Genomic DNA, 25,998 nt, shown 5'->3' with positions numbered 1-25,998 from the left:
CTCGGCCGACCGGCCCGGCCGCCTCCCCGGTCATGCGGCGGATCGAGTCGCCGTCAGAATCGAACCCATGAGCTCCGCAGCACCGAATTCGGAACCCGCCCGACAGGCGGACGCCGCACTGTCGGGTGACGCCGAGGTGCTGCATGCGCTGCTGTGCCGCCGCGCGGCCGGTAGCCGTCCCGGCGCCCGTACCGACCCCCACCGGATCGCGCTGGTCGTGGGGGGCGGTGGAATGCGGGGGGCCTACGCGGGCGGCATGGTGCAGGCGCTGCAGGAGGCCGGGCTGGCGGAGTGCTTCGACGTCGTCTACGGCGCCTCAGCCGGTGCGTTCGTCGGCTCGGCACTCGTCCTCGGACGCGGCCGTGATGCCGCCCGGATCTTCCCCGACGACATGGCGTGCAAGCAGTTCATCGACCCGCGCCGGCTGGGCACCCGCGGGCCGATGGTCTCGCTCGACTACCTCATCGACGAGGTCCTCGTGCATACCAAGCCCGCCGACTGGGACGCCCTGCTCGAGAGCCCGGTGCCGGTGCGCATCGTCGTCACCGACGCCGATGACATGCGCCCGCACGTGTTCGAACGGCTGCCGAGTGTGCTCACCTGGAAGCGGGCGATGCGCGCCACCGCGACCATCCCGTGGCTCGCGGGCCCGCCCGTCGAACTCCAGGGTCGCCGCTGGATCGACGGCTCGGTCAGCGACCCGCTTCCGGTGCTGCGGGCGTTGCGCGACGGGGCGACCCACGTCCTCGCGCTGCTCACCCGCACGGTCCCGGAGCTACGCCGGTCCGAACCGGGCGAGCGGGCCCCGCTGTGGGCCCGTTCGCTCGACGTGATCGTCCCGGGGCTGGGGGCGATGACCCAGGACGTCCGCAGGCACGCCGACAGCCTCGCGCTGCTGTCCGACGCCGCGCATCCCGACCGCGACGGGGCGCACCTGCTGGCGATCACACCGACCCGCACCGCCGGGGTCCGTGGGTTGACCATCGACGTGCCGCGGGTGGAGCGAGCGGTCCGGTTCGGCTACGAGGCCGCCGTCGCCGCCCTCGCGGCTGTGCCACCCGTGAGCGCATGACACCGGGCGGCGTCCCGCACCACCCACGAGCCGCCACCGGCGGCCAGGACCACCGGCCGCCCGTCTTCAGAGGTGAGGCTCGCATGTCCGCCCTCCCGTCGGATCATCCGCGGTCCATCGTCTCCCGGCTTCGCGCCGCCGGCTGCGTCTTCGCCGAGGAGGAGGCGCGGCTGCTCGTGGCCGCGGCGCGCACACCGTCCGACCTCGAAACCATGGTGGACCGGCGGATCACCGGGTTCCCCCTCGAACAGATCCTCGGCTGGGCGCAGTTCTGCGGGATACGGATCGCCGTGGACGAGGGAGTCTTCGTCCCCCGTCGCCGCACCGAGTTCCTCGTCCGCGAGGCCGCCGACCTCCTGCGACCCAACGCGATCGTCGTCGACCTGTGCTGTGGCTCGGGTGCGGTGGGTGCCGCGCTCGCCACGGCGGGCGACCGGATCGAGCTGTGGGCCGTGGACATCGACCCCGCCGCGGTGCGGTGCGCGCGCCGCAACCTCGCGCGCACCGGCGCCCAGGTGTACGAGGGTGACCTCGACGCTCCACTGCCCGCCGCCTTGCGCGGCCGCGTCGACGTGCTGGTCGCCAACGCCCCCTATGTGCCGACGGAGGAACTCGGCCTGCTGCCCCCGGAGGCGCGCGTGCACGAACCGTCGGTGGCACTCGACGGCGGCGCGGACGGGCTCGACGTCCAGCGGCGGGTGATCACCGCAGCGCCGCGCTGGCTGGCGCCGGGTGGTTCGCTTCTCATCGAGACCAGCGGGAGTCAGGCGCCGCGGACCGCCGAGGCCATGGCCCGCAGCGGGCTGGCGCCGCGGATCACCTGCTGCGCGGAGCTGGACGCCACCATCGCCATCGGTCGGTGGCCCGGCCGGAACGGCTCGACGCGGCACCGCACCGGTGGCAGCTGACTCACCGGGTCCGCGGCCCGAGGCGCCGCCCGCCGCGCTCGTGGTCGGGAGCGGTTCCTTCGCCTACCGTGCACGGTGTGATCAAGGCCGCGGACGTCCCGGACCCCACCGTCCTCTACCGCATCCGCGACGGCGTCTTCGCGGCCGACCTGCTCATCGCCGCCGTCGCGGAGTTCGACCTGTTCTCCTGGCTGGCGGTCAACGGCCCGCTCCCGTCGGCCGATCTTCGTGCGGACCTCGGTCTCGCCGAACGCCCGGCCGACGTCCTGCTGACCTACTGCGCCGCGCTGGGTCTGATCGATCGCGACATCGAGGCCGGTGACGTCGTCGGCCTCACCGGACTCGGCCGCCGGCACCTCGCCGCCGGCTCGCCGTTCGACCTGCGCTCGTACTTCGGCTCACTCGCCGAGCGACCGGCTGCTCGGGAGCTGGTCGACGTCCTTCGGACGGACGGGCAGGCCGCATGGGCCGGCGCCGGCGCCACGGCCGGTGACCAGCCGACGGACTGGTCGGGCCGACTGGGCGACGCCGCGTTCGCGGAGCGGATCACGGCCGCGATGGACGCCCGGGGGGCCTTCCTCGGTCCGGTCCTCGCGGACACCGTCGCGGACATCCCGGTGACCGGTCTGCTCGATGTGGGCGGAAGCTCGGGGGTCTACGCGGCGGCGGTGCTGCGCGACCGCCCGGACGCGCGGGCCGCGGTCTTCGAACGGGCACCCGTGGACATCGCCGCGCGCACGCTCCTGCGCACTCGCGGACTGGCCGACCGGATCGAGGTCATCACCGGGGACATGTTCGCCGATCCCCTACCCGCCGGGTTCGACGTTCACCTGTACTCACATGTCCTGCACGACTGGGATGGGGCCCGGGTGGCGCAGCTGCTCGCCGCCTCCTTCGCCTCGTTGCCGGCCGGGGGCTGGCTCATCGACCACGACACCCATGTGGACGCGGACAAGCGCGGCCCGCTGCCGGTCGCCGAGTACTCGGTGCTGCTGATGCACTCGACGCCGGGAAAGTGCTGGTCGGTCGGCGAGCTGGCCGAGACGGCCGAACGGGTCGGGTTCGTCGACGTCGAGCACCGGCCCGCCGCCGGCGACCGCAGCGTGCTGCTGGCCCGAAAGCCCGAGTGAGCTGACGAGCCGGCGCTGACCGGCAGCTCTGCGTGGGAGGCGCCGTCTGCGCACGGTCCCGGCAGCGGGTCCGGACCGTCTCACCGGCGCGCGGCGCCCCGACTCGAGGCCCGGGCGGCCCCCTCGGCCAGCTCCGCCACCACCGCTGCGGCAGGCTGGACCGCCCGGACCGCGGCCACACCGCGGCCGGCGTACATGCACATGGCTTCCAGCTCACCCTCCATCTGAGCCAGCGGAGGCATCCCGGCGAATGCCGGGATCCCGTTCTCGCCGAGGCGTGCCACGACCTGACCCCGGCGGACCTCGGCGGCCTCGAGGGAGCGCCGCAGCACCCCGTGGTGGGACGGGCAGAGCGGGCAGTCGATGGAGAACCGGTCGGTTTCCACGGCGTCCTCCGCCTGGGCGGTGATGAGGGCCTGCTGATAGCGGGGGTGGGCGCCGGACTCGTCGGTGGCGATGAAACGGGTGCCCACCCGCACCCCGTCCGCACCGGCGGCCATCACCCGCTCGACATCCTCGGCCCCGCCGATGCCGCCCGCCGCGAGCACGGGGACGTCGAGCTCGCGGCGGCACGCCTCCAGGAGCGGCATCAGCGCGCTGCGCCCGTCGTGGTGGCCGCCGGCCTCGACGCCCTGGGCGGTCACCAGATCACATCCCGCATCCGCCGCCGCCCGGGCGCTCTCGATGGACCCGACCTGCCAGCCGGCGAGGGCGCCGCTCCGGTGGGCCAGCTCGACGAGCTGCGGGTCGGGGGGACCCCAGAAGAAGTCGATGACCCGGCACCGCCGAGCCGCGAGCTCGAGCGTCGGGCGATCGACGAACGGGACGAGCACGTTGAGCGCCAGAGCCCCGGGCGTCTGCTCGGGGAGAAGCCCGCAGGCCGCTTCCACCTCCGCTGCGGAATGCATGGCATGCAGGGTTCCCAGCCCGCCCGCCGCCGCGACGGCAAGAGCGAGGCCGGGTGGGGACACGGGTCCCATCGGCGCCTGCTGGACCGGAACCGAGCAACCGACGAGCCGGGTGAAGCGGGTCTCGACCATGACGGTCTCCTTGTCCGAGATTCCGGGACCCAGGCAGGATGGCCGCCTTCGACGGCCGGCGATAGGCCCCGCCCGAACAGGGACCCACAGCCGGACACCCCCGGACCGGATGCAGGACGGCCCCTGAGCCGCGTTTTCGCAGTTCAGAGGCCGTTCTCTCGGGTTGCGGCAGGGAGCCGAACCCGCCCAGCCAGAGGCGAGAGCGCGGCTGCGAGCAGCTCAGCGGGGCCCGGTTGGGCAAGCTCGCCCCTTGCGACTCCTCGTGGTCTTGATCGCAACCAGGCGGGTGGCGAGCCTGAGGGTTGTCCAGGCCAGCGGGCCGATTCGCCGCGGTGCGACGGCGACGATCAGGCGGGAGTCCTCGAGCGCGTCCGTGCGCAGCTGCGCGCAGGACCGGTAGACGGGGTCGGCCAGCATTCGCGCGAACGCGCTGCGCGACGGGTAGCCGACGAGCACCGCCTCGTGCCAGGTCTCGTCCGGCGGCCCGACCAGCACGTGCCCGACCTGTCCGCGCCACAGGAGCCGGCCGCCGACGCGCATGAGGATCGGCAGCAGCGCGTTCGCGTAGCGCGCGTAGCACTCGCGACCGGAGATCCACTCGCCTCGGTGCTGCGTCCACTCGCGATAGCGCAGCAGGTTGAGTAGCACGATGGGCTGGTCGTCGGGCACCGCCCGGTTGAGGGCCTGCATCGCTTCCGGCGCCGGATGAATCGTCGCCACGGGCTTGCCTCCTCATGTCGTCCCGACCGGGCGTGTCGGCCCATCGGGGCGATGGGCCGGGGCGACGCCCGTGCGCGGTACCTGAGCGGCATGCACGGTTCGATGGCCGGGCCGGGTGCGGTGTGGCTCGCCGCGCGCTCGCCACCGCCGGAGCGGTTGACCTCGTGGGGCGCGGATCGCCAAGGTGACGGACATGGCCCGGCACAGTATGGCCCGGCACAGTGGGGAATGGCCCAGGGAGCAGTCCGAGGCCGTGCTCCCGTCGCGGCTGGCGCCTCCGCTGTTGCGTCCGGGACTCGTCCCCCGGGCCGCGGTCCTGCGGCACCTCACCGCGTCGGCCGACATCCCGGTCGTCGCGCTCATCGCACCGGCCGGGTACGGGAAGACCACACTGTTGGCTCAGTGGCGGAGGCGGGACGCCCGCCGCTTCGGCTGGGTCTCCCTGGACGAGGGCACGGACGACCCGGCGGTCCTGCTGACCTGCCTGGCCGCGGCCGTCGCGCGTGCCGTTCCGGTGGAGGCGGCGGTGCTGCGGGATCTCGAGGTACCCGATTCCCCGGCGCGACGACGAGCCCTGGCGGGCCTGGCCGTTTCGGTCGCCTCCGCTCCGCACCCCTTCGTCCTGGCGATCGACGACTGCCATCGCCTCACCGATCCGGAGAACCTCCGCAGCGTCGAGACGCTCGCGGCGAACCTTCCCCCGGGCTGTCAGCTCGCGCTGGCCGGTCGCACCGAGCCGACGCTGCCCTTGGCTCGCCTGCGGGCCGAGGGCAGGGTGCTCGACGTCGGTGTGACCGAACTACGGATGAACGCGCTGAACGCCGCTGACCTGCTCCGGGCCGCCGGTGTGGACCTGACTCCCCGGCAGGTGGCCGACCTCACCGCGCACACGGGAGGGTGGCCGGTCGGGATCTATCTGGCGGCACTCGCCCACCGAAAGGGGAGTCCCGGCCGGGCGGCCCCGGTCCCGGTCAGAGGCGACGACCGGCTCATGGCCTGCTCCTTCCCGCACCGCGGTCGCGAGGGCCGGATCGTCCCGACGTCCGCCGCCGAGTGCACCAGCCGTGCACGAAACCGGGTGCGACCGGTGAGCACATCGCCCAGATCGGACCATGTGAGGTAAGCGGCAGCGCTCGGCGCGGCGGGGCGTGCGGGAGAGCGTCGCCCTGGCGGGCACCGGGAACGGGCCTGAGCTGGCCGTGCCGGGCAGGCCTGGGGTAGAGCAGCGCTCACGTTCGGCGATCGGGCGTCAGTGAATCGCGGCAGGTGGAGGAGGCAACCAGCTGTCATCCCTGCTGTCGTCGGCTCTGTTTCGGGTGGCGTTGGGCCGCCTCGGGTAGGAGGGGCGGGTGCCATGATGGGTGGGGTCCATGCCGGTCGGTCAGGCGTTCTCGTCAGCCCAGGCTGAAACGTCGGAGCCACGAAGTGATCGATTCATCGCCGGACGACCTCCTACCGGACACCGGAAGGAGCCCGCCGCACGACCCGTACAGCGCGACGTACGCCTCGCACGTCGACAGTGCGACGCGCCGACGGATTCGCCGGGAGGTCTACGGCAGCGAGTACCCGGAGGACGTCGACCCGCGCAGTTTCGTCACCCGCAGCCAGCTGCGCCGGCTGGCGCAGGAACTCCGGGTCGGGCCCGGAAACCAGATCGTCGACCTCGGCTGCGGTCAGGGCGGTCCCGGTCTCTGGGCGGCGCGTCAGACGGGCGCGGGCCTGCTCGGAATCGATCTGTCGGACCACGCAATTGCCAGCGCCGCTCGCCGCGCCGCGGAGCTCGGCCTGGCCGATCGCGCGCGCTTTTCCGTCGGCGACATCGTGGCGACCGGCCTGCCGGACGCCACATTCGACGCCGCCATGAGCATTGATGTCCTGTGGGCGGTGCCGGACAAGGCCGGCGCGCTGTGCGAGGCGGCGCGGATCCTCAAACCGGGAGCCCGCTTCGTCCTCACCAGCTGGGACCGCGACCGGACCCCGCCCGGCGCCCTCGCCCCAGCGGTGGGCGACCACCGCCCGCTGCTTGCGCATGCCGGCTTCGTCGTCGAGCACTACAACGTCGACCCCGCAGCCGAGCGGCTGCGGCGGATCTTCTACAAGCGCATCGTGGCCGCCGAGGAGACCCTGAAACTCGAAGTGGGCCACGAGGCGACGAGCCGGCTCATGTTCGAGGCGAAGGGCAACCTCGGCCTGACCGACGGCGTGGACTACCTCGTCCATAGTCGGCGAATCTTCGTCGTCGCCCGCCGGCCGCGCCCGTAACCACCATGCGGATCCTGGTCGGGCCCACGCTGCCGAGGGCCGGAGCAGTCAGGATCTCGCTACGCGGATATGTGGCTCCACCCAACCCCGGCCTCGATGCGAGGTGCTTCTCGTCGCGCTCACGCCGTATATGTGCCGTAGCCTCGCGAGCGGTGATCGGCGCGATCTGTCGTGCCGGGGAGCTGGGCCCGCGCGAGCCGCCAGACATCAGCAGCGGTCCGGTTTACGGTGGTCGCCACAGCGTGAGCCAGCCACCCCGCGGTTGTCATGAGCTGACGTCGGCCTGCGCTCGCAGCAGGGCTGCCTTTAGCCGCTTCGGAAGGCGGACACTACCGGCGTCACGGGCGATCGAGATCCGAAACGCCCGATCGTGCTCAGAGGACTTGTGTCCCACTTGGGACTGGCCCGGGTGGCCGGCCGCGCCGGCCACAGCGTCGACGTCCTGTTCCGGGTCTACGCGAAGTGCATCGCCGGCCAGAACGACGTTGCCCGCCGTCGGATCGAGGAAGCGCTCGGCGATGGCGGTTCATGATCGTGTCCGTGCATGGTCCGTGAACACCCATGATCAGCGGTCGGGAGCTGGACACAGCCGGACCACACGGATTTACAGTGGGCTGGCATCTTTGCTCTGACCTATGCCGATACCCTGCTCCCCCGCCTCGCGTCCGTGCATAGTCCGCGCGGGTCATTGTTGTCCTCGCACGCCGGGGTCCCGGTGGTGATCTCCTCGCGGATGCGGGCTTGTCCCTGCCGGGCCGTTCGTGCCGGGTCCAGGATGCCGAAGGCACCGCGCAGCGGTGTTGTCCTGGACCTGGTGCGGGCGGTCTGGCTGCCGTTGGGCGCGTCCGTGAGGAGAACACCACCGTTCCGCACTTTCCCTTGATCTCCGAGCGGCGCCGGGGGTGTGGGGGCGGAGCCCCCGCGTCGTTTCTTGCCCTTCTGGTCCAGGCTCAGGTCAGGATCGGGAGTTCGCGGGCTCGTTGCTTGGCCTGGCGGCGCAGTGTGGCGAGCCGAGCGCGGAAGGGATGGTCTCGGTTCTGGTCGAGGTTGAGCGGAAGGTCGGTCTTGCCGATGACCGCGGACTCGACGATCCAGGGTTCGGGGCAGGGCTGCCAGCAGACGCGGGCGTTGTCCTGCATCCAATCGTTGAGCTGCTTTTCCCCGTGAGGGCCGAAGGTCATGCGTTTGCCGCTGCCGACGCGGCGCAGTTGCAGGCCGAGCAGACAGCCGAGCGTGAGCCGCAGTGTGGAGCCTTCGGCGTTGCCGTTGAAGTGGTAGCGGACGCGCTGGCGCAGGTGGGTCTTGCTGGTGCGGTTACTCATGTGCTTCGGGGCGATGCCGACGTAGAGCAGTCGCCCGGCGTCGAGTTCGGGACTGGGCGCGGTGGTGAAATGCCAGCCGTAGATGCCGGGTTCGGCGGGGACGGGCGTCGGACGGACGAGCACCTCGGCGCGCGTCCAGAGCTTCGGCGGGTGCAGCAACAGGGCGGCTACGGCGTCGTAGTCCTGGGCGTCGTCGAGCATCCGTGCATGGTGCCAGCAGGTCCGCACCGCTCGTGCTGGTCGGTGTGCTGCCTGGCTGAATGGCAGGGTCTTGGCGTTCCTGGTTCTCGAGCTGCGTGCGCGGCAAGCCGGGCTCGCCGGCCAAGAGGACGCCGCCCGGCGCCGGGTCGAGGACGCGCTTCGCTCAGGCAGCTCGGTGGGCCCGCCCAAGATCGGTCCGTGCATGGTCCGTGAACACCCATGATCAGCGGTCTGGAGCCGGACACAACCAGACGAGGCGAAAACGGCCCCTGGACCGCGTTTCCGCAGTTCAGGGGCCGTTCTCCCTGGGTGTGGCAGGTGAAGGATTCGAACCTTCGTAGGCTAAGCCGACGGATTTACAGTCCGCTCCCTTTGGCCACTCGGGCAACCTGCCGGGGTGCGCTTGGCGCGGGAGCAAGGATACGACAGCCGAGGATCCGGGCTCACTCGGGGCCCGGTCAGAGGAGGAGAACATGGCCGACCCGTCGTTCGACGTGGTGAGCAAGGTCGATCGGCAGGAGGTCGACAATGCCCTCAACCAGGCGTCGAAGGAGCTCTCGCAGCGCTTCGACTTCCGCGGCACCGACACCTCCATCTCCTGGTCCGGCGAGGCGGCGATCACGATCGAGTCCGGGACCGAGGAGCGGGCGAAGGCGGCCGTCGACGTCTTCAAGGAGAAGTTGATCAAGCGGGGCATCTCGCTGAAGGCCTTCGAGGCGGGTGACCCCACGATCTCGGGCAAGACCTACAAGGTCAGCGGCACGATCGTGCAGGGAATCGCCTCGGACAAGGCCAAGGAGATCAGCAAGGTCATTCGCGACGAGAAGCTCAAGGGCGTGCAGGCCCAGATCCAGGGGGACCAGCTGCGCGTCTCGGGGAAGAAGAAGGACGACCTGCAGGCGGTCATCGCCCTGCTCAAGAGCAAGGACTTCGGGATCGCGCTGCAGTTCGTCAACTACCGCTGACCAGGCAGGAACCGCAGCGCCGAGCGGACAGGCCCCCGGCTCCCTCGGCCCCGGGCTCGCCCCTGCCGCAACCGGGGGGCGCGTTCAGGCCCGCACCGGCGCGTGTTCCCGGCGGCACCGCTGCGCATAGGCGGCCGGGGTGAGCCCGACGGCGGCGGTGAAGTCCCGGATGAAATGCGGCTGGTCGAAGTAGCCCAGCTCGGCGGCGACCTCGGCCCAGGGCCGGTCGTGCTCCTCGGCCAGCCGGGCCGCCGCCTCGTGCAACCGGTACCGGCGAAGCACCCATTTCGGGCTGACTCCGACGTAGCGCGCGAACAGCCGCTGCAGGGTCCGCGGGGCCATCCCGAAACGCGCCGTCACCTCGTCCACGCGGGTGATCGTGCGGTCGTACAGCAACGCCGCGACGATGCGGCCGACCAGCTCCACGTTCGGATCCGGCGGGGGCATGCGGGCCCGCAGAAACGCCTCGACCCGCGCGATCAGGTCCTCGACCGGCCCGTTCATCGACGCCGCCAGCGCGGCGGCCGGCGGCCCCCACAGCTGCTCGGCAGGCAGCACCGTCCCCGTCAGCCCGGCGACCGGCGCGGCGAGGAACCCCCGGAAGGATCCGGGCCGGAACTTCGTGCCGAACACCCAACCGCTGCCCCGGCAGGAGTAGGTGAACCGGTCGAGCCCGACACCGGCGACCGCAAGGCGTCCCCGGTCGAGCACCAGGTTCACGCAGGGGTGCGGCAGCACCGTGACCGAACCGGTCCGTCCCTCGGGCAGCTCCCAGCTGACCAGCCAATGCCGCTCGACCAACGGCGCGAGGTCGGCCGCTGGAGCGAACCGGTCGAGCCGGTGGCCGGGATCCCGCCCGCCGAGAAGGCCGTACTCGCTGGTCGTCGGCGTCATCTGCACGCTGACAGGATCGCGCAGCGCACCGACGATCAGGCCATGTGTTCCAGGCGGCGGATCCGCTCCTCGATCGGCGGGTGCGTGGAGAACAACCGCGCCATCTGCTCGCCGGGCCGGAACGGGTTGGCGATCATCAGATGCGACTGCGACACCAGCTGCGGTTCCGGCGGAAGCGGCGCAAGCCGCGTACCGCGCTGCAGCTTGCGCAGCGCCGAGGCGAGCGCGAGCGGGTCGCCGGTGAGCCGGGCACCCGAGGCGTCGGCCTGGTACTCCCGCGAACGGCTGACCGCCATCTGCACCACGCCGGCCGCGATCGGCCCGAGCAACGCGATCAGGAGCAGGGCGATCGGATTGGGCCGCTCCTCGTCGCCGCCCCCGAACAGTCCGGCGAACATCGCCATGTTGGCCAGGAAACTCACCATCGTGGCCATCGCGCCGGCCACGGAGGAGATCAGGATGTCGCGGTTGTAGACGTGGCTGAGCTCGTGTCCGAGCACGGCGCGCAGCTCGCGCTCGTCGAGGATGTCCAGCAAGCCGGTGGTCGCACAGACCGCGGCGTTGCGCGGGTTGCGACCGGTGGCGAACGCGTTGGGCGCGTTGGTGGGGCTGATGTAGAGCTGCGGCATCGGCTGGCGAGCCGCCTGGCTCAGCTCACGCACCACCCGGTACATCCCCGGGTGCTCGGCCTCGGTGATCGGCCGCGCGCGCATCGCGCGCAGCGCGAGTTTCGCCGAGTTGAAGTAGGCGTAGCCGTTCATACCCAGCGCGACGACCACCGCAATGATCAATCCGCTCCGGCCGAACAGCGACCCGATCCCCACCACCAGCGCACTCATTCCGCCGAGCAGCAGGGCCGTCTTCAGCCCGTTCACGTGCCTGTGCACCGGAGACTCCGTCCTTCCGGGACCCACCCTCGGTCCCATCGGGTGAACGAGTCACCAGCGGCCGGTGTTCCTGGTCAGGGGTTGACCTCGACGTAGGGGTTGCCTGCCAGCGCCGGGTTCGCCATCGCGGCCGCCACCTCCGCAGCCCGGCCGTGGCGGACGAAATGCTCGGCGGGCACGACGACGAACAGCGCGCTGGACTCCGCCGCGAGCGGACCGTCGAGGGCGTCGAGCCTGCCGGTCGCGCTCCCCCAGAGCTTGCGCCCCTCCTTGCGATCCACCCGCGCCGCGATGTGCAGCGTCGACCCGACGGGTACCGGGCGGCGGAACTGCGTCCGCAGCTCCGCGGTCACCGCGGGCTCCCGGAAGAACACCTGCAACGCGCCGAGCGCCTCGTCGAACGCCGTGGTGAGCAGGCCACCGTGGGCCAGGCCCGGGGCGCCCTGGTGCTCCGGCTCGACCGTGAAGGTGCCGGTCAGGCTCAGATCCTCACCGACGACGAAACGCATCCGCAGGCCGTGTTCGAGGTCGCCGCAACCGAAGCAGCGGGCATAGTGCTGGCCGAGCGCCGTGCCGGGTGCTGGCGCATCGGGATGCGGGACCGGCCGGGCACCGTCGAGAGACGCCGCAGCCGCGGCCTGTGAGATCGAACCTGACACCCGGCCGACGGTAGTCGAGCGGGCAGGATGACCGCATGGCCACTGCAGACCTGCTCCCCGGGGGCGCCTCATGAGCGCCGAGGTCCACACCGAGATCAGCGACGGCGTCGCGCTGGTGACCCTGTCGAACCCGCAGCGACGAAACGCGATGGACCTGGAGCTGTCGGCGATGCTCGTCGCCGCACTGCAGGCCGCCGCCACCGACGACGGCGTCGGCGCGGTCGTCCTCACCGGGGAGCCGCCGGCCTTCTGCGCGGGTGGTGACCTGTCCGAACTGCAGAACGCCGGCCCCGCCGAGCTCAAGTCGGTGTACGCGGGTTTCCTCGAGGTCGCGAACTTCCCGCTGCCCACGATCGCCGCGGTGAACGGGCCTGCCGTCGGTGCCGGGCTCAACCTCGCGCTGGCCTGCGACATTCGGCTCGCCGGGCCGTCCGCCCGGTTCGATACGCGGTTCATGCAGCTCGGCTTGCACCCGGGCGGCGGCTACACCTGGATGATCGACCGGGTGCTCGGTCCGCAGGGGGCCGCCGCGATGACCCTGTTCTGTGACGTCCTCGACGCGGCGGAGGCCGAACGGGTGGGCCTGGTCTGGCGCGCCTTCGCCGACGACGAAGCGCTGCGGACCGGCGCGCTGACCCTGGCCGCCCGCGCCGCCGCGGCGCCGCGAGACCTGATCATGGCGACGAAGGCGAGCATGCGGATCACCGCCGCGATGTCCGCCCACGCCGACGCCACCGAACTCGAGGTGCGCGCGCAGGCCGCGTCCGTCCGGTCGGCGGCCTTCCAAGAACGGGTCGCCGAGCTGCAGAAGCAGATCAGCAGGCGATGACGTTCCGTTGGGCCGAACGGTTCGCTGTGACCTCTGGCAGGGTACGAAGACACTACAAGACACCGGGAGTTAACCTCGCCATGTTGGCTCCTTCCTACTGTGGAACCGAGGGACTGACCTCGACATGACCTCTAGCGACACCGCCGTCGATCATTCAGCGGCGGGTACCCCCGCCACGGGGCGGACGGTCCAGAAGCGCGACAGGGTGGTCATCCGGTTCGCCGGCGACTCCGGCGACGGGATGCAGCTCACGGGAGACAGGTTCACTGCGGAGACGGCGGCGTTCGGCAACGATCTGTCGACGCTGCCGAGCTTTCCCGCCGAGATCAGGGCGCCTGCCGGCACGTTACCCGGGGTGTCGTCGTTCCAGCTGCACTTCGCGGACTACGACATCCTCACCCCCGGTGACCGCCCGGACGTACTGGTGGCGATGAACCCGGCGGCATTGAAGGCGAACATCGCCGATCTCGCCGCGGGCGGGGTGCTGATCGCCAACACCGACGAGTTCACCAAGCGGAACCTGGCCAAGGTCGGCTACGAGTCCAACCCGTTGGAGGACGGCTCGCTGACCGAGTACCAGGTGCATTCGGTCCCGATGGCAACCCTCGCCCGCGGGGCGCTGGCCGAGACCGGGTTGACCAAGAAGGACGCCGAACGGGCGAAGAACATGTTCGCCCTCGGGCTGCTGTCCTGGATGTACCACCGGCCGGGCGAGAGCACCGAGCGGTTCCTGCGGGAGAAGTTCGCGCGGCGCCCGGAGCTGGCCGAGGCCAACATCCTGGCCTTCCGGGCCGGGCATGCCTACGGGGAGACCACCGAGAGCTTCGCGGCCACCTACGAGGTGGCCCCGGCCAAGCTGGAGGTCGGTACCTACCGGCAGATCACCGGGAACACCGCGTTGGCCTACGGGATCGTGGCGGCCGGGCACAGCACCGGGCTGCCGGTGTTCCTCGGCTCCTACCCAATCACCCCGGCCAGCGACATCCTGCACGAGCTGGCCAGGCACAAGGCCTTCGGTGTGACCACCTTCCAGGCCGAGGACGAGATCGCCGGCGTGGGCGCCGCGCTGGGTGCGGCCTTCGGCGGGGCGCTCGGGGTGACCACCACCAGCGGCCCCGGCATCAGCCTGAAGTCGGAGACGATCGGCCTGGCCGTCGCCCTGGAGCTGCCGTTGCTGGTGATCGACGTGCAGCGCGGCGGCCCGTCCACCGGGTTGCCGACCAAGACCGAGCAGGCGGACCTGCTGCAGGCCATGTATGGGCGCAACGGCGAGGCCCCGGTGCCGGTCATCGCCCCGCGCTCGCCCGGAGACTGCTTCGACGCCGTGCTGGAGGCGGCCCGGATCGCGGTGACCTACCGAACGCCGGTGATCCTGCTCTCGGATGGCTCGCTGGCCAACGGGTCGGAGCCGTGGAAGGTCCCCGACGCAGCCACGCTGCCCACGGTGGACCCGGGCTTCGCGACCGAGCCCAACGCCCCCGACGGCTCCGGCGAGTTCTGGCCGTACCTGCGCGATCCCGAGACGCACGCCCGGCCGTGGGCGCTGCCCGGCACCCCCGGACTCGAACACCGGCTCGGTGGCCTGGAGAAGGCCGACGGCCGCGGCACGATCTCCTACGACCCCGACAACCACGACCGGATGGTCCGGCTCCGCCAAGCCAAGATCGACCACATCCCGGTGCCCGACCTCGAGGTCGATGATCCGACCGGGGACGCCGAGCTGCTGGTGATCGGCTGGGGGTCGACCTACGGGCCGATCGGTGCCGCCGCCCGCCGCGTGCGCGGCCTGGGCCGGCGGGTCGCGACCGCGAATCTGCGCCATCTCAACCCGATGCCCGCCAACCTCGGTGCGGTGCTGACGCGCTACCGGCGCGTGCTGGTTCCGGAGATGAACCTGGGGCAGCTGGCGATGCTGCTGCGCGCCCGCTATCTCGTCGACGCCGCGTCCTACACCAAGGTCGCCGGGCTCCCGTTCAGGGCCGAGGAGTTGCAGCAGGTGATCCTGAGCCACCTCGACGGCCACACCCCGGCCCGGTTCGGCAGCGTCAACGGCAAGCAGGAAGTGCCGGCATGAGCCACCGACGCACATTCTCCCGCCCACACGGCATCGTGAGCGACGCATCTGTAATCGTGGAGGAGGAATCGTGAGCGCCCTCGATCTGGGCCTGCCCCACCTCGGCGGGCTCGACGGCGTCCCGACCACCGAAGAACGGCAGACCGCCAAGGACTACACCAGCGACCAGGAGGTGCGGTGGTGCCCCGGCTGCGGTGACTATGCGGTGCTCGCCGCCGTCCGGTCGTTCCTGCCCTCCCTGGGCATCCGCCGGGAGAACACGGTCTTCGTCTCCGGAATCGGCTGTTCCTCGCGGTTCCCGTACTACCTCAACACCTACGGGATGCACTCCATCCACGGGCGCGCCCCGACCATCGCCACCGGGCTCGCGATCACCCGCCCGGACCTGTCGGTGTGGGTGGTCACCGGGGACGGCGACTCGCTCTCGATCGGCGGAAACCACCTCATCCATGCGCTGCGCCGCAACATCAACCTCAAGATCCTGCTGTTCAACAACCGGATCTATGGGTTGACCAAGGGCCAGTACTCCCCCACCAGCGAGGTCGGGAAAATCACAAAGTCCACTCCGGTGGGCTCGATCGACCAGCCCTTCAACCCCGTCTCCCTCGCGCTGGGCGCCGAGGCCACGTTCGTCGGCCGGGCGCTGGACTCCGACCGCCGCCACCTCACCGAGGTGCTCACCGCGGCCGCCCAGCACCGCGGCGCCGCCCTGGTCGAGATCTTCCAGGACTGCCCGATCTTCAACGACGGCAGCTTCGACCTGCTCCGCAAGCCCGAGACCAAGGACCAGCGGCTCATCGCGCTGACCCACGGCCAGCCGATCCGCTTCGGCCCGGCCGCCGAGGACGGGCTCGGCTCCTATGCCGTGGTCCAGGACGGGTTCGGGCTGGCCGTGGCCAAGACCGACGAGATCGACCCGGCGCAGATCGTGGTTCACGACCAGACCGACCACAATCTGGCCTTCGCCCTGTCGCGGCTGTCCGACCAGGACCTCAACCACACGGTCACCGGGATCTTCCGCAACACCACCCGGACCACCTACGACGACGCCGCTCGCCACCAGGTGGACGAGGCGAAGCGGAACACCGCCGCCGACCTGCAGGCCCTGCTCAATGGTCGCGACACCTGGACGATTGCGGGCTGAGCCCCGCCTCACCCCGCGAGTCGCGGTATTTCCGCGACCGAGTCGGGGTATTTCCGCGATCGGCCGCGCCCGCGATGCTCGGAGTCCGAGTATCGCGGGCGCTCGCGTCATCGTGGACCGCGCTGCGGTAGGGCCGTTGGTCCCAGAAACTACGTCGCTGTTGCCGTAGTTCGCACCGCCACAGCGTTTCTGTTCGCCTGAGCGTGCAATATCGCCTATCGTGGCCTTTCCAGCGTCTATTCGCGAGTGAAAGGCGGTGGCCGTATGGCACGCATTGAAGAGGTCATCCTCATTGACGATCTCGATGGCGAGAAGGCGTCGGAAACGATCGGCTTCGCGATCGATGGCAAGGTATACGAGATCGACCTGTCGAGTACGAACGCGGCGCGCCTGCGCAATGCACTCGAACCGTTCGTGAAATCCGGCCGCCGCGTACCCGGCAACGCCCGGCGGACCACTCCCCGGCGGGCCAGCAGCGACCGAAGGCGCAGCGCCGAAATCCGGGAGTGGGCGATCCGGATGGGTCACGAGGTTTCCGACCGGGGCCGCATCCCCGCCAGAATTGTCGCTGCCTATCGGGAGGCCCACCCGGCCGCATGACGCGGCGGGCGGCCACCTTTCCTGGCGTCAGCCGGTGCGGTCGACCACGTAGGACGTCAGCGCCGCCAGCGCGGACGTGGCCGGGCAGCCGGGCAGCTTCGCCAGCTCGGCTCTCGCCACGGCCGCGAAATCGGCCAGCGTCTGCCGGGCGCGGACCAGCCCAGAACCGGCGTGCAGCAGTCCGAGAGCTTCCTCGACCTCGGCGTCGTCGGTGATCGGACGGGCCAGCAGCACCCGCAGCCGATCGGCGTCGGGACCGCTCCCCTGCAGCGCGTAGAGCATCGGCAGGGTGTGCACACCCTCGCGCAGGTCGGTGCCGGGCGTCTTTCCGGAGCTGTCCGACGGCGAGGCGATATCGATGATGTCGTCGGAGATCTGGAACGCGGTCCCGATCGTCGCGCCGAACCGACGCAGCGAGTCCACCTGGTCCGCGGTGCAGCCGGAGAACATGCCGCCGTAACGACCGGCGGTCGCGATGAGCGAGCCGGTCTTCTCCGCGACGACGGTGAGATAGTGCTCCACCGGGTCGTCGTCCGGCCCGGGGCCGCGGGTCTCACGCATCTGTCCGGTGACCAGCTCGGCGAAGGTCTCGGCGATGATCCGCACCGCCTCCGGCCCGAGGTCGGCCACGAGCCGTGACGCGTGCGCGAACAGGAAGTCCCCGGTCAGGATCGCGACGGTGTTGTCCCACCGGGTGTTGGCGCTCTCCGCACCACGGCGCATCGTCGCAGAGTCCATGACGTCGTCGTGGTACAGCGTCGCGAGGTGAATCAGCTCGACAACCGCCGCCGCGGTGACCACGTCGTCGGTATCGGGCCGCGGCCCGATACTCGCCCCGAGCAGCGTGAACAGCGGCCGGAACCGCTTGCCGCCCGCGTCGATGAGATGCAACGAGGTCTCGGTGACGAACCGGTAGTCGCTGTGCACCTCGCGGTGCAGCAGATCCTCGACGCGTTTGAGGGCGTCGGTGGTCGCCGCCGCCAGATCGGGGTCGCCGAGCTCCACACCGGCGACGCTGTACGTGTCCACTCGATCAGCCTACGAAGGTGCCTCCGCCGGCCCAGTCCAAGGCCAGCGACGGAACGATGCCGAGCAGCAGCGTGATGAGGACGCCGAGGGTGATCGCCACGGTCGTGAAGGCCCCCGGCACCGTCACGGTCGGTCCGTCCGGGGCCGGATCGCTGAAGTACATCAGCACGATCACGCGGACGTAGTAGAACGCGGCGACGGCGCTCGCGATCAGCGCGATCACGACCAGCGGCGCCATCCCGTCGTCCAGGGCCGCCGAGAACACCGCGAACTTCGCGGTGAACCCGCTGGTCAACGGGATGCCGGCCAGGGCGAGCAGCAGGAACGTCATGACCCCGGCCAGCAGCGGCGAGCGCCGCGCAAGGCCGGCCCACTGCGACAGGTGCCCCGCCTCCCCGTCGGCGGTGCGCACCAGCGAGATCACGGCGAACACCGCCAGTGTGGTGAACCCGTAGGCGAGCAGGTAGAACAGCGTGCCCGCGGTACCGGCCTCGGTGATCGTTATCGCCCCGAGCAGCAGGAAGCCCGCGTGTGCGATCGAGGAGTAGGCGATCATCCGCTTGATGTCGGTCTGGGTCAGACCGAGCACCGCACCGACGACCATCGACACGATCACGATGGCCCACAGCACCCCGCGCCACTCCCAGCGGGTGCTGCCGAAGGCCACGTAGAGCACCCGCATGATGGCGCCGAACGCGGCGACCTTGGTGCAGGTCGCCATGAACGCGGTGACCGGGGTCGGCGCGCCCTGGTACACGTCGGGGGTCCAGGTGTGGAACGGGGCGACCGAGCCCTTGAACATCAGGCCGACCACGAGCAGCGCAAGCCCGCCGAACAGCAACGCGTCGGACCGGTTCGAACCGGCGGCGACCTCGGCGATCGCGGACAGGCGCACCGAGCCCGCATAGCCGTACAGCAGCGCCAGCCCGTAGAGGAAGAACGCCGAGGCGAACGCACCCAGCAGGAAGTACTTGACGGCCGCCTCCTGGGAGAGCAGCCGACGGCGCCGGCCGAGTCCACACATGATGTACAGCGGCAGCGAGAGCACCTCGAGCGCGATGAACATCGTCAGCAGGTCGTTCGCCGCGCAGAAGACCATCATTCCGCCGAGCGCGAACAGCGCGAAGGCGAAGATCTCGGTCTGCATGGTGGGTGCCTCGCCGGGACGGCCGTAGTCGCGGTCCTCGGGACCACCCTCGCCACCGGCCCCGCCAGGGCCGCCGGTGGCGCCGCCCCCGACCGCCGCCCGCGCCCGGGCCACCGCCGTGGCGAGGAACGCCCCGCCCGGCTCGACGGACCGGTCGGCCAGCACCAGCACGCTGCCCAGACCGAGGAACAGCAGCGTGCCCCACAGGAACAGCGTGGGCCGGTCGACGGCCAGCGTGTCGCCGAGGGTGGTGATCCCGGCCGGATTACCGCCCGCGTACACGCCGAGCGTGATCCCCGCGCAGGCCAGCACCACCAGGGTGAGCAGGACCTGCACCGGCCACCGCTGGTGGCGCGGCAGGAACGCCTCGACCAACACCGACACGCACGCCCCGCCGAGCACGATGAGCACCGGTGCGATCGCCGCGTAGTCGATCGGCGGTGCCTGGATCGCGGGCGCCTGGGCCAAGAGAACCGCGGTCACTGCGACACCCCTCCAACCAGGTTGGTCAAGCCGACCTCCGACATCGTGGCGGCCACCGACGGGTTGATCACGTCGAGCACGGGGCCGGGGAAGAACCCGAGCAGCACGATCAACACGATCAGCGGCGTCAGCACCGCGATCTCCCGTTTGGACAGGTCGGGGAAGCCGGTCGCGCCGCGTTTCACCGCGACGGCCGGGTCGAGCATGGTGCCGGGCCCGTCGCCCGGAGCACCGAGGGCGGCCAGCACGGCGGTGCCGCGCACCGGCCCCTGCATGGTCCGCTGGTACACCCACAGGATGTAGAGCGCCGCGAAGATGATCCCGACCGTGGCCAGGATCGTGTAGACGGGCTCGCGCGGGAACGAACCGATCAGCACCAGGAACTCGCTGACGAACGAGTTCGTGCCCGGCAGCGCCAGCGAGGCCATGCCTGCGAGCAGGAACGTCCCCGCCAGCAGCGGAGCGAGTTTCGAGACCCCACCGTAGTCGCCGATCAGCCTCGAACCACCGCGGACGATCAGCATGCCGACCACGATGAACAGCATCCCGGTGGTGATCCCGTGGTTGACCATGTAGAGCACGGACCCGGCGAACGCCTGCGTGGAGAACGCGAAGATGCCCAGCGCGATGTACCCGAAGTGGGCGATCGAGGTGTAGGAGACGAACCGCTTCAGGTCGCTCTGGGCGGCGGCGAGCAGCGCGCCGTAGAGCACTCCGATCACCGCGAGGATCAGCACCAGTGGCGCGAGGGCCTTGGACGCCGCCGGGAACAGCGGCAGGCAGTAGCGCAGGAACCCGAACGTCCCGACCTTGTCGAGCACGCCGACGAGCAACACGCCGACCCCGATGGGGGCCTCGGCACCGGCGTCGGGCAGCCAGGTGTGGAACGGCACCAGCGGCGCCTTGATCGCGAAGGCGAGGAAGAAGCCGAGGAACAGCCAGATCTGGGTGGACTCGGGCACCCCGGACGCGATCCGTTGCAGCTCGGCCCACGTGAAGGTGCCCGTTCCCAGCTTCTCGCTGCTGACGACGAACAGCCCGATCACCGATGCGAGCATCACCAGGCCGCCGAGCAGCGAGTACAGGAAGAACTTGACCGCGGCGTACTGCCTGCGCGGCCCACCGAACCGGCCGATCAGGAAGTACATGGGGACCAGCATGGCCTCGAAGAACACGTAGAACAGGAAGACGTCGGTCGCCGCGAAGACGCCGATCAACAGGGCCTCGGTGGCCAGCAGCAGCGAGAAGAAGCTTGCGGCGCTGCGGCCCTCGGGGAGCTTCTCCTCCCAGGAGAACCCCATCACGATCGGCACCAGCACGGCGGTCAGCGCGATCATGACCAGTGCGATGCCGTCGACGCCCAGGGCGAAACTCGTGCCGAAGGCCGGGATCCACGGATAGCTGAACTCGAGCTGGAACCGGGTCCCGCCGGCCGCGTCGGCCACCGAGTACATCGCCCAGGCCACGCCGGCCAGGACGAGCTCGACCAGCGCGATCCCGATCGCAACGCGCCGCGCCGCGCGGTCGTCGCCGCGCAGCGGCGCGACCACCAGGGAGCCGACCAACGGCACCAGGAGTAGGACGAGGAGAAGCACGGAGCCCCCAGTGTTCATGGCGATACCTCGACCGGGACGGCGCGGCTCACGCGAACCTCACCGCCAGTAATGCGGCGATGACCAGGACCGACCCACCGAGCATGCTCAGCGCATAGGACCGGACGAATCCGGTCTGCAGCCTGCGCAGCCGGCCCGATGTGCCACCGAGCAGGGCGGCGGTGCCGTTGACCAGCCCATCCACCCCGCGGTTGTCGATGTAGACCAGCGCGCGGGACAACCAGATCCCCGGCCGGGCGATGAGCGCCTCGTTGATCGCGTTGGCGTAGAGGTCGCGGCGCGCGGCGCGCACCGGGAACGAGACCGGCTCCGGCCGCTCCACCGGCACCGGCCTGCGCCCGACCACCAGGTAGGCGACGAGCGCGCCGAACGCGGAGACGGCCACGGTCAGGACCGCAACGGCGCCGTGCGACAACGGCCCCGCCACGCTCTCCTCGAGCGGGCCGAGCGAGGGTTGCAGCCAGCGTGCGAGAGTGTCGTCCCAGGTCAGCAGGAATCCCGCCGCCACCGACCCGAACGCAAGGACGATCATCGGGATGGTCATCACCGCGGGGGACTCGTGCGGATGGTACTGCGCGCCGTCCGGGGTGTCCCCGACGCGCAGCTTCTGCCAGCGTTTCTCGCCGAAGAACGTCATGAGCACCAGCCGGGTCATGTAGAAGGCGGTGAGCCCCGCCGCGAGCACCGCCACCCCGCCGAACACGGCGCCCTGCCAGCCGCCTTGTCCGAAGGTGGCCGCGATGATCGCGTCCTTGGTGTAGTACCCGGACAGGAACGGGAACCCGATGATCGCGAGGTAGCCGAGCCCGAACGTCACCGTGGTGATCGGCATGTACCGCGCCAGGCCACCGAACCGGCGCATGTCCACCTCGTCGTGCATGGCGTGCATGACCGATCCGGCGCCCAGGAAGAGCCCGGCCTTGAAGAACCCGTGGGCCAGCAGGTGTGCGATGCCCAGCGCGTAGCCGGCCGGACCGAGCCCGACCGCGAGGATCATGTAACCGATCTGGCTGACCGTCGAGTACGCGAGCACCTTCTTGATGTCGTCGTAGGCACAGCCGATGATCGCGCCGATGAGCAGCGTGATCACGCCGATGATCGCGACGACGAGGCGCCCGGTCTCGGTGATGTTGTAGATCGGGTTCGTGCGGGCGACGAGGAAGACACCGGCGGTGACCATCGTCGCCGCGTGGATCAGCGCCGAGACCGGGGTCGGACCCTCCATCGCGTCGGGCAACCACGCCTGGAGCGGGAACTGGCCGGACTTGCCGCACGCCCCGAGCAGCAGCAGGAGGGTGATGGCGAGGAGGGTGCCGCCGGACACCTCGCCGATCCGGGCGAACACCTCGGTGTAGCCGACGGTGCCCAGCTCCATCCAGATCAGGAAGATCGCCAGCGCGAGCCCGACGTCACCGACCCGGTTCATCAGGAACGCCTTCTTCGCGGCGGTCGCCGCGGACGGGCGGTCCTGGTAGAAGCCGATCAGCAGGTAGGACGCCAGGCCGACGCCCTCCCAGCCCAGGTACAGCAGCACGAAGTTGTTGCCGAGGACCAGCAGCAACATGGCCGCGATGAACAGGTTCAGCTGGGCGAAGAACCGGCGCCTGCTCGAGTCGTCCGAGCCACCGCTGTGCGGGGCCATGTATCCGACCGAGTAGAGGTGGATCAGCCCGCCGACCCCGGTGATCAGCATCACGAACGTCAGCGACAGCGGATCGAGCCGGAACCCGAAGTCGACGTTCAGCCCGGCGACCGGCATCCACTCGTAGAGCGAGATCTCGCGGGTGCGCTGCGCGGGATCCAGCCCGAGGGTCTGCACGAAGATCAACGCGCCGATGACGAAGGCGGCGGTGACGGACAGCACGCCGAGCCAGTGGCCCCAGCGGTTCGCCCGCCGTCCGGCGACGAAGAGGATCACAGCGCTCGCCGCGGGCAGCGCGAACAGCAGCCAGGCCAGCGACGCGACGCCGGTCACTGGACCAACGGCACCCGTGGCGGGGAGCTCGGTAGGCACGGGGGGCGCTCCTAGTACTTGAGCAGGTTCGCGTCGTCCACCGAGGCGGACCGACGGGTGCGGAAGATCGACATGATGATGGCAAGCCCGACAACCACCTCAGCGGCGGCAACGACCATCACGAAGAACGCCATCACCTGGCCGTCCAGCGCACCGTTGATCCGCGAGAACGTGACCAGGGAGAGGTTGACGGCGTTGAGCATCAACTCGATGCACATGAACACGACGATCGCGTTGCGTCGGACCAGGACGCCGACCGCTCCGATGGAGAACAGCAGCGCCGACAAGAGCAGGTAGTACGTGGGACTCACTGGTTACCGTCCTGCCTGGGTGTGCCGCCGGTGAGCGCATGCGGGTCGGGCCGGGGTGGCTCGACCTCCCGAATCGGGGTGGACTCGATGATCTCCGACAGCGACTCCGGGGCGATGGAGCCGTCCGGCAGCACCGCGGGCACGGCCACCGAGTCGCCGGTGGCGAAGACCCCCGGCCCGGGCAGCGGGGAGATCCGGGCGTGCTCGCCGCGCAGCCGGTCGATCACCGTCGCCCGCTGGCCGCGCTTGGCGTGCGCGGTGGACTGCGCGTGGGTCAGCACGATCGCCGCGAGCGCCGCGGTGATGAGCAGCGCGGAGGTGAGCTCGAACGGCAACAGGTAGTCGGTGAAGATCAGCCTGCCCAGGCCGGGCATGTTGCCGTTGCTCCCCGCGGCGTCGCGGGCCAGCCCGACCGGGGTGACGTCGAGGAACGCCCTGCCGATCGCGCCGACGAGCAGGCCGGCCAGGCCGATGCCCAGCAGCATCGCGGCGAACCGCTGGCCGCGCAGGACCTCGACGATCGAGTCCGAGCTGTCCCGGCCCACCAGCATGAGCACGAACAGGAACAGCATCATCACGGCGCCGGTGTAGACGATGATCTGCACGAAGCCGAGGAACGGCGCCTGCTGCACGACGTAGAGGATGCCGAGGCTGAGCATCGTGGACGCCAGGAACAGCGCCGAATGCACCGCGTTGCGGGCAAGCACCATGCCCAGCGCCCCGGCCAGTGCGATCGGGCCGAGGATCCAGAAGGCGACGGCCTCGCCGGTGGTGACGGCGCCGGCGCCGTCCGTCACGGCCTGAGCCAGCGTGGCGATCATCGAACCTGCTCCCGGACCGGATCCTGCTCGGCCCGCTCGCCCGCCGCGGAGGCCCGGGCGAGCTCAGGGCCGAGCACGTAGTAGTCCTGCTCGTCGTCGCCGAGGCGCATCGGGTGCGGCGGGGCCTCCATGCCCGGCAGCAGCGGCGCCAGCAGCTGTTCCTTGGTGTAGATCAGGTCCTGGCGGTTGTCGTCGGCGAGCTCGTAGAAGTTGGTCATCGTGAGCGAGCGGGTCGGACAGGCCTCGATGCACAGCCCGCAGCCGATGCAGCGCAGGTAGTTGATCTGGTAGATCGCGCCGTAGCGCTCCCCCGGGGAGTAGCGCTCCGCTTCGGTGTTGTCGCCGCCCTCGACGTAGATCGCGTCGGCGGGACAGGCCCAGGCGCACAGCTCACATCCGACGCACTTCTCCAGCCCGTCCGGATGCCGGTTGAGCTGGTGGCGGCCGTGGTAGCGGGGCGCGGCGGGCGGGAAGTCCTCGGGGTACTCCTCGGTGACGACCTTGCGGAACATCGTCGAGAAGGTGACACCGAAGCCCTTGAAGAAATCAAACATCCTCGGTCTCCTTCCGGGGGCCGCTGAGCGCGCCGGCCGGTTCGCGCCCGACGGGCTCGGCCGTGCGACGCCGCAGCCGGTGCCGCGGGGGGGTCGGCACGGCCAGGTCGAGCGGGGGCACCGGATAGTCCGACGCCAACTCGACCTCGGTCTCGGCCTGGCGTCTCTCCGGTACCAGGAACGCGATCACGACCACGACGGCGAGCAGGATGCCGAGGGTGACCAGCAGCGTGGTGAGGTCGCCGCCCGCGCTCGTGCGGTAGGTGCGGATCGCGAAGATCGCCAGGATCCACAGCAGGCTGATCGGTACCAGCACCTTCCAGCCCAGCCTCATGAACTGGTCGTAGCGGAACCGGGGCAGGGTGCCGCGCAGCCAGATGAAGATGAACAGGAAGACCAGGGTCTTGATCAGGAAGGCCACCATCTGCAGCCAGCCGTTGCCGTTGAGGAACGACAGCGGCCACGGCCACAGCCCGCCCCCGAGGAACAGTGTCGTGGCCATCGCCGAGACCGTCACCATGTTCACGTACTCGGCCAGGAAGAACAGCGCGAACTTCAGCGACGAGTACTCGGTGTGGAAACCGCCGACCAGCTCGGACTCCGCCTCGGGGAGGTCGAACGGGGCGCGGTTGGTCTCACCGACCATCGAGATCACGAAGACGACGAAACTCGGGACGAGGATCCAGGCGAACCAACCGGACAGCTGCGCCCCGACGATGTCGGCGGTCGACATCGTCCCGGTGAACAGGATCACCGCGACGATCGAGAGGCCGAGCGCGATCTCGTAGGAGATCACCTGTGCCGCCGAGCGCAGCGCACCGAGCAGCGAGTACGGCGATCCGGAGGCCCAGCCACCGAGCACGATGCCGTAGACCCCGATCGAGCTGCACGCGAGCACGACCAGCACCCCGACCGGCAGGTCGACGAGCTGCAGCACCGTGCGCTCACCGAAGATCGAGACCTCACCGCCGAACGGGATCACCGACAGTGCGACGAACGCGGGGATCGTCGAGATCACCGGGGCGATGAAGTAGACCTTCTTGTCGGCGTGGGCCGGCATGATGTCCTCTTTGAAGGCCAGCTTCAGTCCGTCGGCCAGCGACTGCAGCCAGCCGCCCGGGCCCACCCGGTTCGGCCCGGGACGCTGCTGCATCCTGGCCACGACCTTGCGCTCCCAGTTGATCATGAACAGGGTCAGCACGACGCCGATCCCGAACAATGCGACGACCTTGAGCAGGATCAGCCAGATCGGGTCGTCGGCCAGCAGCTGCTGGGTTCGGGTCATCCCGTCACCCTGGGCCAGCACCGCCTGCGCGAGC

General features: G+C 70.4%; 25 protein-coding genes and 1 tRNA gene. 11 read left to right on the top strand and 15 right to left on the bottom strand.

Annotated elements, in window-relative coordinates; genetic code table 11:
- Positions 1 to 67 precede the first annotated feature (67 nt).
- The 3 genes from ACFQE5_RS00225 (at position 68) to ACFQE5_RS00215 (ending at position 3,110) form a co-directional block, all read left to right on the top strand.
- Positions 68 to 1,072, top strand: coding sequence for a patatin-like phospholipase family protein (locus ACFQE5_RS00225; RefSeq protein ID WP_379581391.1), 1,005 nt, complete (start codon positions 68 to 70; stop codon positions 1,070 to 1,072).
- Between the two features lie 83 nt (positions 1,073 to 1,155).
- A complete protein-coding gene (locus ACFQE5_RS00220) occupies positions 1,156 to 1,980 on the top strand; it encodes a putative protein N(5)-glutamine methyltransferase (RefSeq protein WP_379581389.1) in 825 nt (274 codons plus the stop codon).
- Between the two features lie 77 nt (positions 1,981 to 2,057).
- Positions 2,058 to 3,110, top strand: coding sequence for a methyltransferase (locus ACFQE5_RS00215; RefSeq protein WP_379581387.1), 1,053 nt, complete (start codon positions 2,058 to 2,060; stop codon positions 3,108 to 3,110).
- A gap of 80 nt (positions 3,111 to 3,190) precedes the next feature.
- On the opposite strand, the gene ACFQE5_RS00210 is transcribed toward ACFQE5_RS00215, so the two are convergent.
- Entirely contained in the window at positions 3,191 to 4,150 is a 960-nt protein-coding gene (locus tag ACFQE5_RS00210; protein WP_379581385.1) for a nitronate monooxygenase, read from the bottom strand.
- Positions 4,151 to 4,369: 219 nt separating this feature from the next.
- The gene (locus tag ACFQE5_RS00205) at positions 4,370 to 4,870 is read right to left on the bottom strand and encodes a DUF1330 domain-containing protein (RefSeq protein ID WP_379581383.1); all 501 of its coding nucleotides are present in this window, start codon (positions 4,868 to 4,870) and stop codon (positions 4,370 to 4,372) included.
- A gap of 193 nt (positions 4,871 to 5,063) precedes the next feature.
- Here ACFQE5_RS00205 and ACFQE5_RS00200 point away from each other — a divergent pair, with 193 nt between their 5' ends.
- The 3 genes from ACFQE5_RS00200 (at position 5,064) to ACFQE5_RS00190 (ending at position 7,664) form a co-directional block, all read left to right on the top strand.
- Positions 5,064 to 5,993: a hypothetical protein gene (locus ACFQE5_RS00200; protein ID WP_379581381.1), complete on the top strand. Its 930-nt coding sequence runs from the start codon at positions 5,064 to 5,066 to the stop codon at positions 5,991 to 5,993.
- A gap of 302 nt (positions 5,994 to 6,295) precedes the next feature.
- Positions 6,296 to 7,132: a class I SAM-dependent methyltransferase gene (locus tag ACFQE5_RS00195; protein WP_379581379.1), complete on the top strand. Its 837-nt coding sequence runs from the start codon at positions 6,296 to 6,298 to the stop codon at positions 7,130 to 7,132.
- A 385-nt stretch (positions 7,133 to 7,517) separates the two neighbouring features.
- Positions 7,518 to 7,664 (top strand): hypothetical protein, encoded by a 147-nt coding sequence (locus ACFQE5_RS00190; RefSeq protein WP_379581377.1) that lies wholly within the window; start codon positions 7,518 to 7,520, stop codon positions 7,662 to 7,664.
- 418 nt (positions 7,665 to 8,082) lie between these two features.
- Here the strand turns inward: ACFQE5_RS00190 and ACFQE5_RS00185 are convergent, their stop codons facing one another.
- Both ACFQE5_RS00185 and ACFQE5_RS00180 read right to left on the bottom strand, forming a co-directional pair.
- A complete protein-coding gene (locus ACFQE5_RS00185; RefSeq protein ID WP_379581375.1) occupies positions 8,083 to 8,655 on the bottom strand; it encodes a GIY-YIG nuclease family protein in 573 nt (190 codons plus the stop codon).
- A 312-nt stretch (positions 8,656 to 8,967) separates the two neighbouring features.
- Positions 8,968 to 9,049, bottom strand: a tRNA-Tyr gene (locus ACFQE5_RS00180).
- 79 nt (positions 9,050 to 9,128) lie between these two features.
- Between ACFQE5_RS00180 and ACFQE5_RS00175 the strand changes: the two genes are divergently transcribed.
- A complete protein-coding gene (locus ACFQE5_RS00175; protein WP_379581373.1) occupies positions 9,129 to 9,620 on the top strand; it encodes a YajQ family cyclic di-GMP-binding protein in 492 nt (163 codons plus the stop codon).
- 84 nt (positions 9,621 to 9,704) lie between these two features.
- Here ACFQE5_RS00175 and ACFQE5_RS00170 read toward each other — a convergent pair whose 3' ends face one another.
- The 3 genes from ACFQE5_RS00170 to ACFQE5_RS00160 form a co-directional block, all read right to left on the bottom strand.
- On the bottom strand, positions 9,705 to 10,514 hold the full coding sequence (locus ACFQE5_RS00170; RefSeq protein ID WP_379581792.1) for a helix-turn-helix domain-containing protein: 810 nt from the start codon (positions 10,512 to 10,514) through the stop codon (positions 9,705 to 9,707).
- 35 nt (positions 10,515 to 10,549) lie between these two features.
- Positions 10,550 to 11,401, bottom strand: a complete 852-nt coding sequence (htpX, locus tag ACFQE5_RS00165; protein WP_379581371.1) for a zinc metalloprotease HtpX — start codon at positions 11,399 to 11,401, stop codon at positions 10,550 to 10,552.
- 74 nt (positions 11,402 to 11,475) lie between these two features.
- Positions 11,476 to 12,060, bottom strand: coding sequence for a PaaI family thioesterase (locus ACFQE5_RS00160; protein WP_379581369.1), 585 nt, complete (start codon positions 12,058 to 12,060; stop codon positions 11,476 to 11,478).
- 70 nt (positions 12,061 to 12,130) lie between these two features.
- Here ACFQE5_RS00160 and ACFQE5_RS00155 point away from each other — a divergent pair, with 70 nt between their 5' ends.
- The 4 genes from ACFQE5_RS00155 (at position 12,131) to ACFQE5_RS00140 (ending at position 16,707) form a co-directional block, all read left to right on the top strand.
- Entirely contained in the window at positions 12,131 to 12,889 is a 759-nt protein-coding gene (locus ACFQE5_RS00155; protein ID WP_379581367.1) for an enoyl-CoA hydratase, read from the top strand.
- Between the two features lie 124 nt (positions 12,890 to 13,013).
- On the top strand, positions 13,014 to 14,963 hold the full coding sequence (locus ACFQE5_RS00150) for a 2-oxoacid:acceptor oxidoreductase subunit alpha (protein ID WP_379581365.1): 1,950 nt from the start codon (positions 13,014 to 13,016) through the stop codon (positions 14,961 to 14,963).
- Positions 14,964 to 15,033: 70 nt separating this feature from the next.
- A complete protein-coding gene (locus tag ACFQE5_RS00145; protein ID WP_379581363.1) occupies positions 15,034 to 16,107 on the top strand; it encodes a 2-oxoacid:ferredoxin oxidoreductase subunit beta in 1,074 nt (357 codons plus the stop codon).
- A 264-nt stretch (positions 16,108 to 16,371) separates the two neighbouring features.
- Positions 16,372 to 16,707: a histone-like nucleoid-structuring protein Lsr2 gene (locus tag ACFQE5_RS00140; RefSeq protein ID WP_379581360.1), complete on the top strand. Its 336-nt coding sequence runs from the start codon at positions 16,372 to 16,374 to the stop codon at positions 16,705 to 16,707.
- A gap of 27 nt (positions 16,708 to 16,734) precedes the next feature.
- Here ACFQE5_RS00140 and ACFQE5_RS00135 read toward each other — a convergent pair whose 3' ends face one another.
- The 8 genes from ACFQE5_RS00135 to nuoH are packed head-to-tail and all read right to left on the bottom strand — an operon-like array spanning position 16,735 to position 25,964.
- Positions 16,735 to 17,736 (bottom strand): polyprenyl synthetase family protein, encoded by a 1,002-nt coding sequence (locus ACFQE5_RS00135; RefSeq protein WP_379581357.1) that lies wholly within the window; start codon positions 17,734 to 17,736, stop codon positions 16,735 to 16,737.
- A gap of 4 nt (positions 17,737 to 17,740) precedes the next feature.
- Complete coding sequence (gene nuoN, locus ACFQE5_RS00130; protein WP_379581355.1) at positions 17,741 to 19,366, bottom strand: NADH-quinone oxidoreductase subunit NuoN; 1,626 nt, start codon at positions 19,364 to 19,366, stop codon at positions 17,741 to 17,743.
- Entirely contained in the window at positions 19,363 to 20,979 is a 1,617-nt protein-coding gene (locus ACFQE5_RS00125; RefSeq protein ID WP_379581353.1) for an NADH-quinone oxidoreductase subunit M, read from the bottom strand. The genes nuoN and ACFQE5_RS00125 overlap by 4 nt, the downstream gene beginning before the upstream one ends.
- A 28-nt stretch (positions 20,980 to 21,007) precedes the next feature.
- Positions 21,008 to 22,954, bottom strand: a complete 1,947-nt coding sequence (gene nuoL, locus ACFQE5_RS00120) for an NADH-quinone oxidoreductase subunit L (protein WP_379581351.1) — start codon at positions 22,952 to 22,954, stop codon at positions 21,008 to 21,010.
- A 50-nt stretch (positions 22,955 to 23,004) separates the two neighbouring features.
- Positions 23,005 to 23,304, bottom strand: a complete 300-nt coding sequence (gene nuoK, locus ACFQE5_RS00115) for an NADH-quinone oxidoreductase subunit NuoK (RefSeq protein ID WP_379581349.1) — start codon at positions 23,302 to 23,304, stop codon at positions 23,005 to 23,007.
- Complete coding sequence (locus ACFQE5_RS00110; protein ID WP_379581347.1) at positions 23,301 to 24,125, bottom strand: NADH-quinone oxidoreductase subunit J; 825 nt, start codon at positions 24,123 to 24,125, stop codon at positions 23,301 to 23,303. The genes nuoK and ACFQE5_RS00110 overlap by 4 nt, the downstream gene beginning before the upstream one ends.
- Entirely contained in the window at positions 24,122 to 24,679 is a 558-nt protein-coding gene (gene nuoI / locus ACFQE5_RS00105; protein WP_379581345.1) for an NADH-quinone oxidoreductase subunit NuoI, read from the bottom strand. Before nuoI ends, ACFQE5_RS00110 begins: the two co-directional genes overlap by 4 nt.
- Entirely contained in the window at positions 24,672 to 25,964 is a 1,293-nt protein-coding gene (nuoH, locus tag ACFQE5_RS00100) for an NADH-quinone oxidoreductase subunit NuoH (RefSeq protein WP_379581790.1), read from the bottom strand. The genes nuoI and nuoH overlap by 8 nt, the downstream gene beginning before the upstream one ends.
- Between the last annotated feature and the right edge of the window lie 34 nt (positions 25,965 to 25,998).

Source organism: Pseudonocardia hispaniensis (assembly GCF_042658695.1).
Lineage (GTDB): Bacteria > Actinomycetota > Actinomycetes > Mycobacteriales > Pseudonocardiaceae > Pseudonocardia > Pseudonocardia hispaniensis.
The sequence above is the reverse complement of the archived record's forward strand: the minus strand, read 5'-3'. Positions and strand labels throughout refer to the sequence as shown.

Excerpts from the sequence above, each read along its gene's own strand:
- ACFQE5_RS00225 (WP_379581391.1), top strand. The coding sequence starts at position 68 with ATGAGCTCCGCAGCACCGAATTCGGAACCCGCCCGACAGGCGGACGCC.
- ACFQE5_RS00220 (WP_379581389.1), top strand. The coding sequence starts at position 1,156 with ATGTCCGCCCTCCCGTCGGATCATCCGCGGTCCATCGTCTCCCGGCTT.
- ACFQE5_RS00210 (WP_379581385.1), bottom strand. The coding sequence starts at position 4,150 with ATGGTCGAGACCCGCTTCACCCGGCTCGTCGGTTGCTCGGTTCCGGTC.
- ACFQE5_RS00200 (WP_379581381.1), top strand. The coding sequence starts at position 5,064 with ATGGCCCGGCACAGTATGGCCCGGCACAGTGGGGAATGGCCCAGGGAG.
- ACFQE5_RS00185 (WP_379581375.1), bottom strand. The coding sequence starts at position 8,655 with ATGCTCGACGACGCCCAGGACTACGACGCCGTAGCCGCCCTGTTGCTG.
- ACFQE5_RS00175 (WP_379581373.1), top strand. The coding sequence starts at position 9,129 with ATGGCCGACCCGTCGTTCGACGTGGTGAGCAAGGTCGATCGGCAGGAG.
- ACFQE5_RS00170 (WP_379581792.1), bottom strand. The coding sequence starts at position 10,514 with ATGACGCCGACGACCAGCGAGTACGGCCTTCTCGGCGGGCGGGATCCC.
- ACFQE5_RS00155 (WP_379581367.1), top strand. The coding sequence starts at position 12,131 with ATGAGCGCCGAGGTCCACACCGAGATCAGCGACGGCGTCGCGCTGGTG.
- ACFQE5_RS00150 (WP_379581365.1), top strand. The coding sequence starts at position 13,014 with ATGACCTCTAGCGACACCGCCGTCGATCATTCAGCGGCGGGTACCCCC.
- ACFQE5_RS00140 (WP_379581360.1), top strand. The coding sequence starts at position 16,372 with ATGGCACGCATTGAAGAGGTCATCCTCATTGACGATCTCGATGGCGAG.
- ACFQE5_RS00125 (WP_379581353.1), bottom strand. The coding sequence starts at position 20,979 with ATGAACACTGGGGGCTCCGTGCTTCTCCTCGTCCTACTCCTGGTGCCG.
- ACFQE5_RS00110 (WP_379581347.1), bottom strand. The coding sequence starts at position 24,125 with ATGATCGCCACGCTGGCTCAGGCCGTGACGGACGGCGCCGGCGCCGTC.
- nuoI (WP_379581345.1), bottom strand. The coding sequence starts at position 24,679 with ATGTTTGATTTCTTCAAGGGCTTCGGTGTCACCTTCTCGACGATGTTC.
- nuoH (WP_379581790.1), bottom strand. The coding sequence starts at position 25,964 with ATGACCCGAACCCAGCAGCTGCTGGCCGACGACCCGATCTGGCTGATC.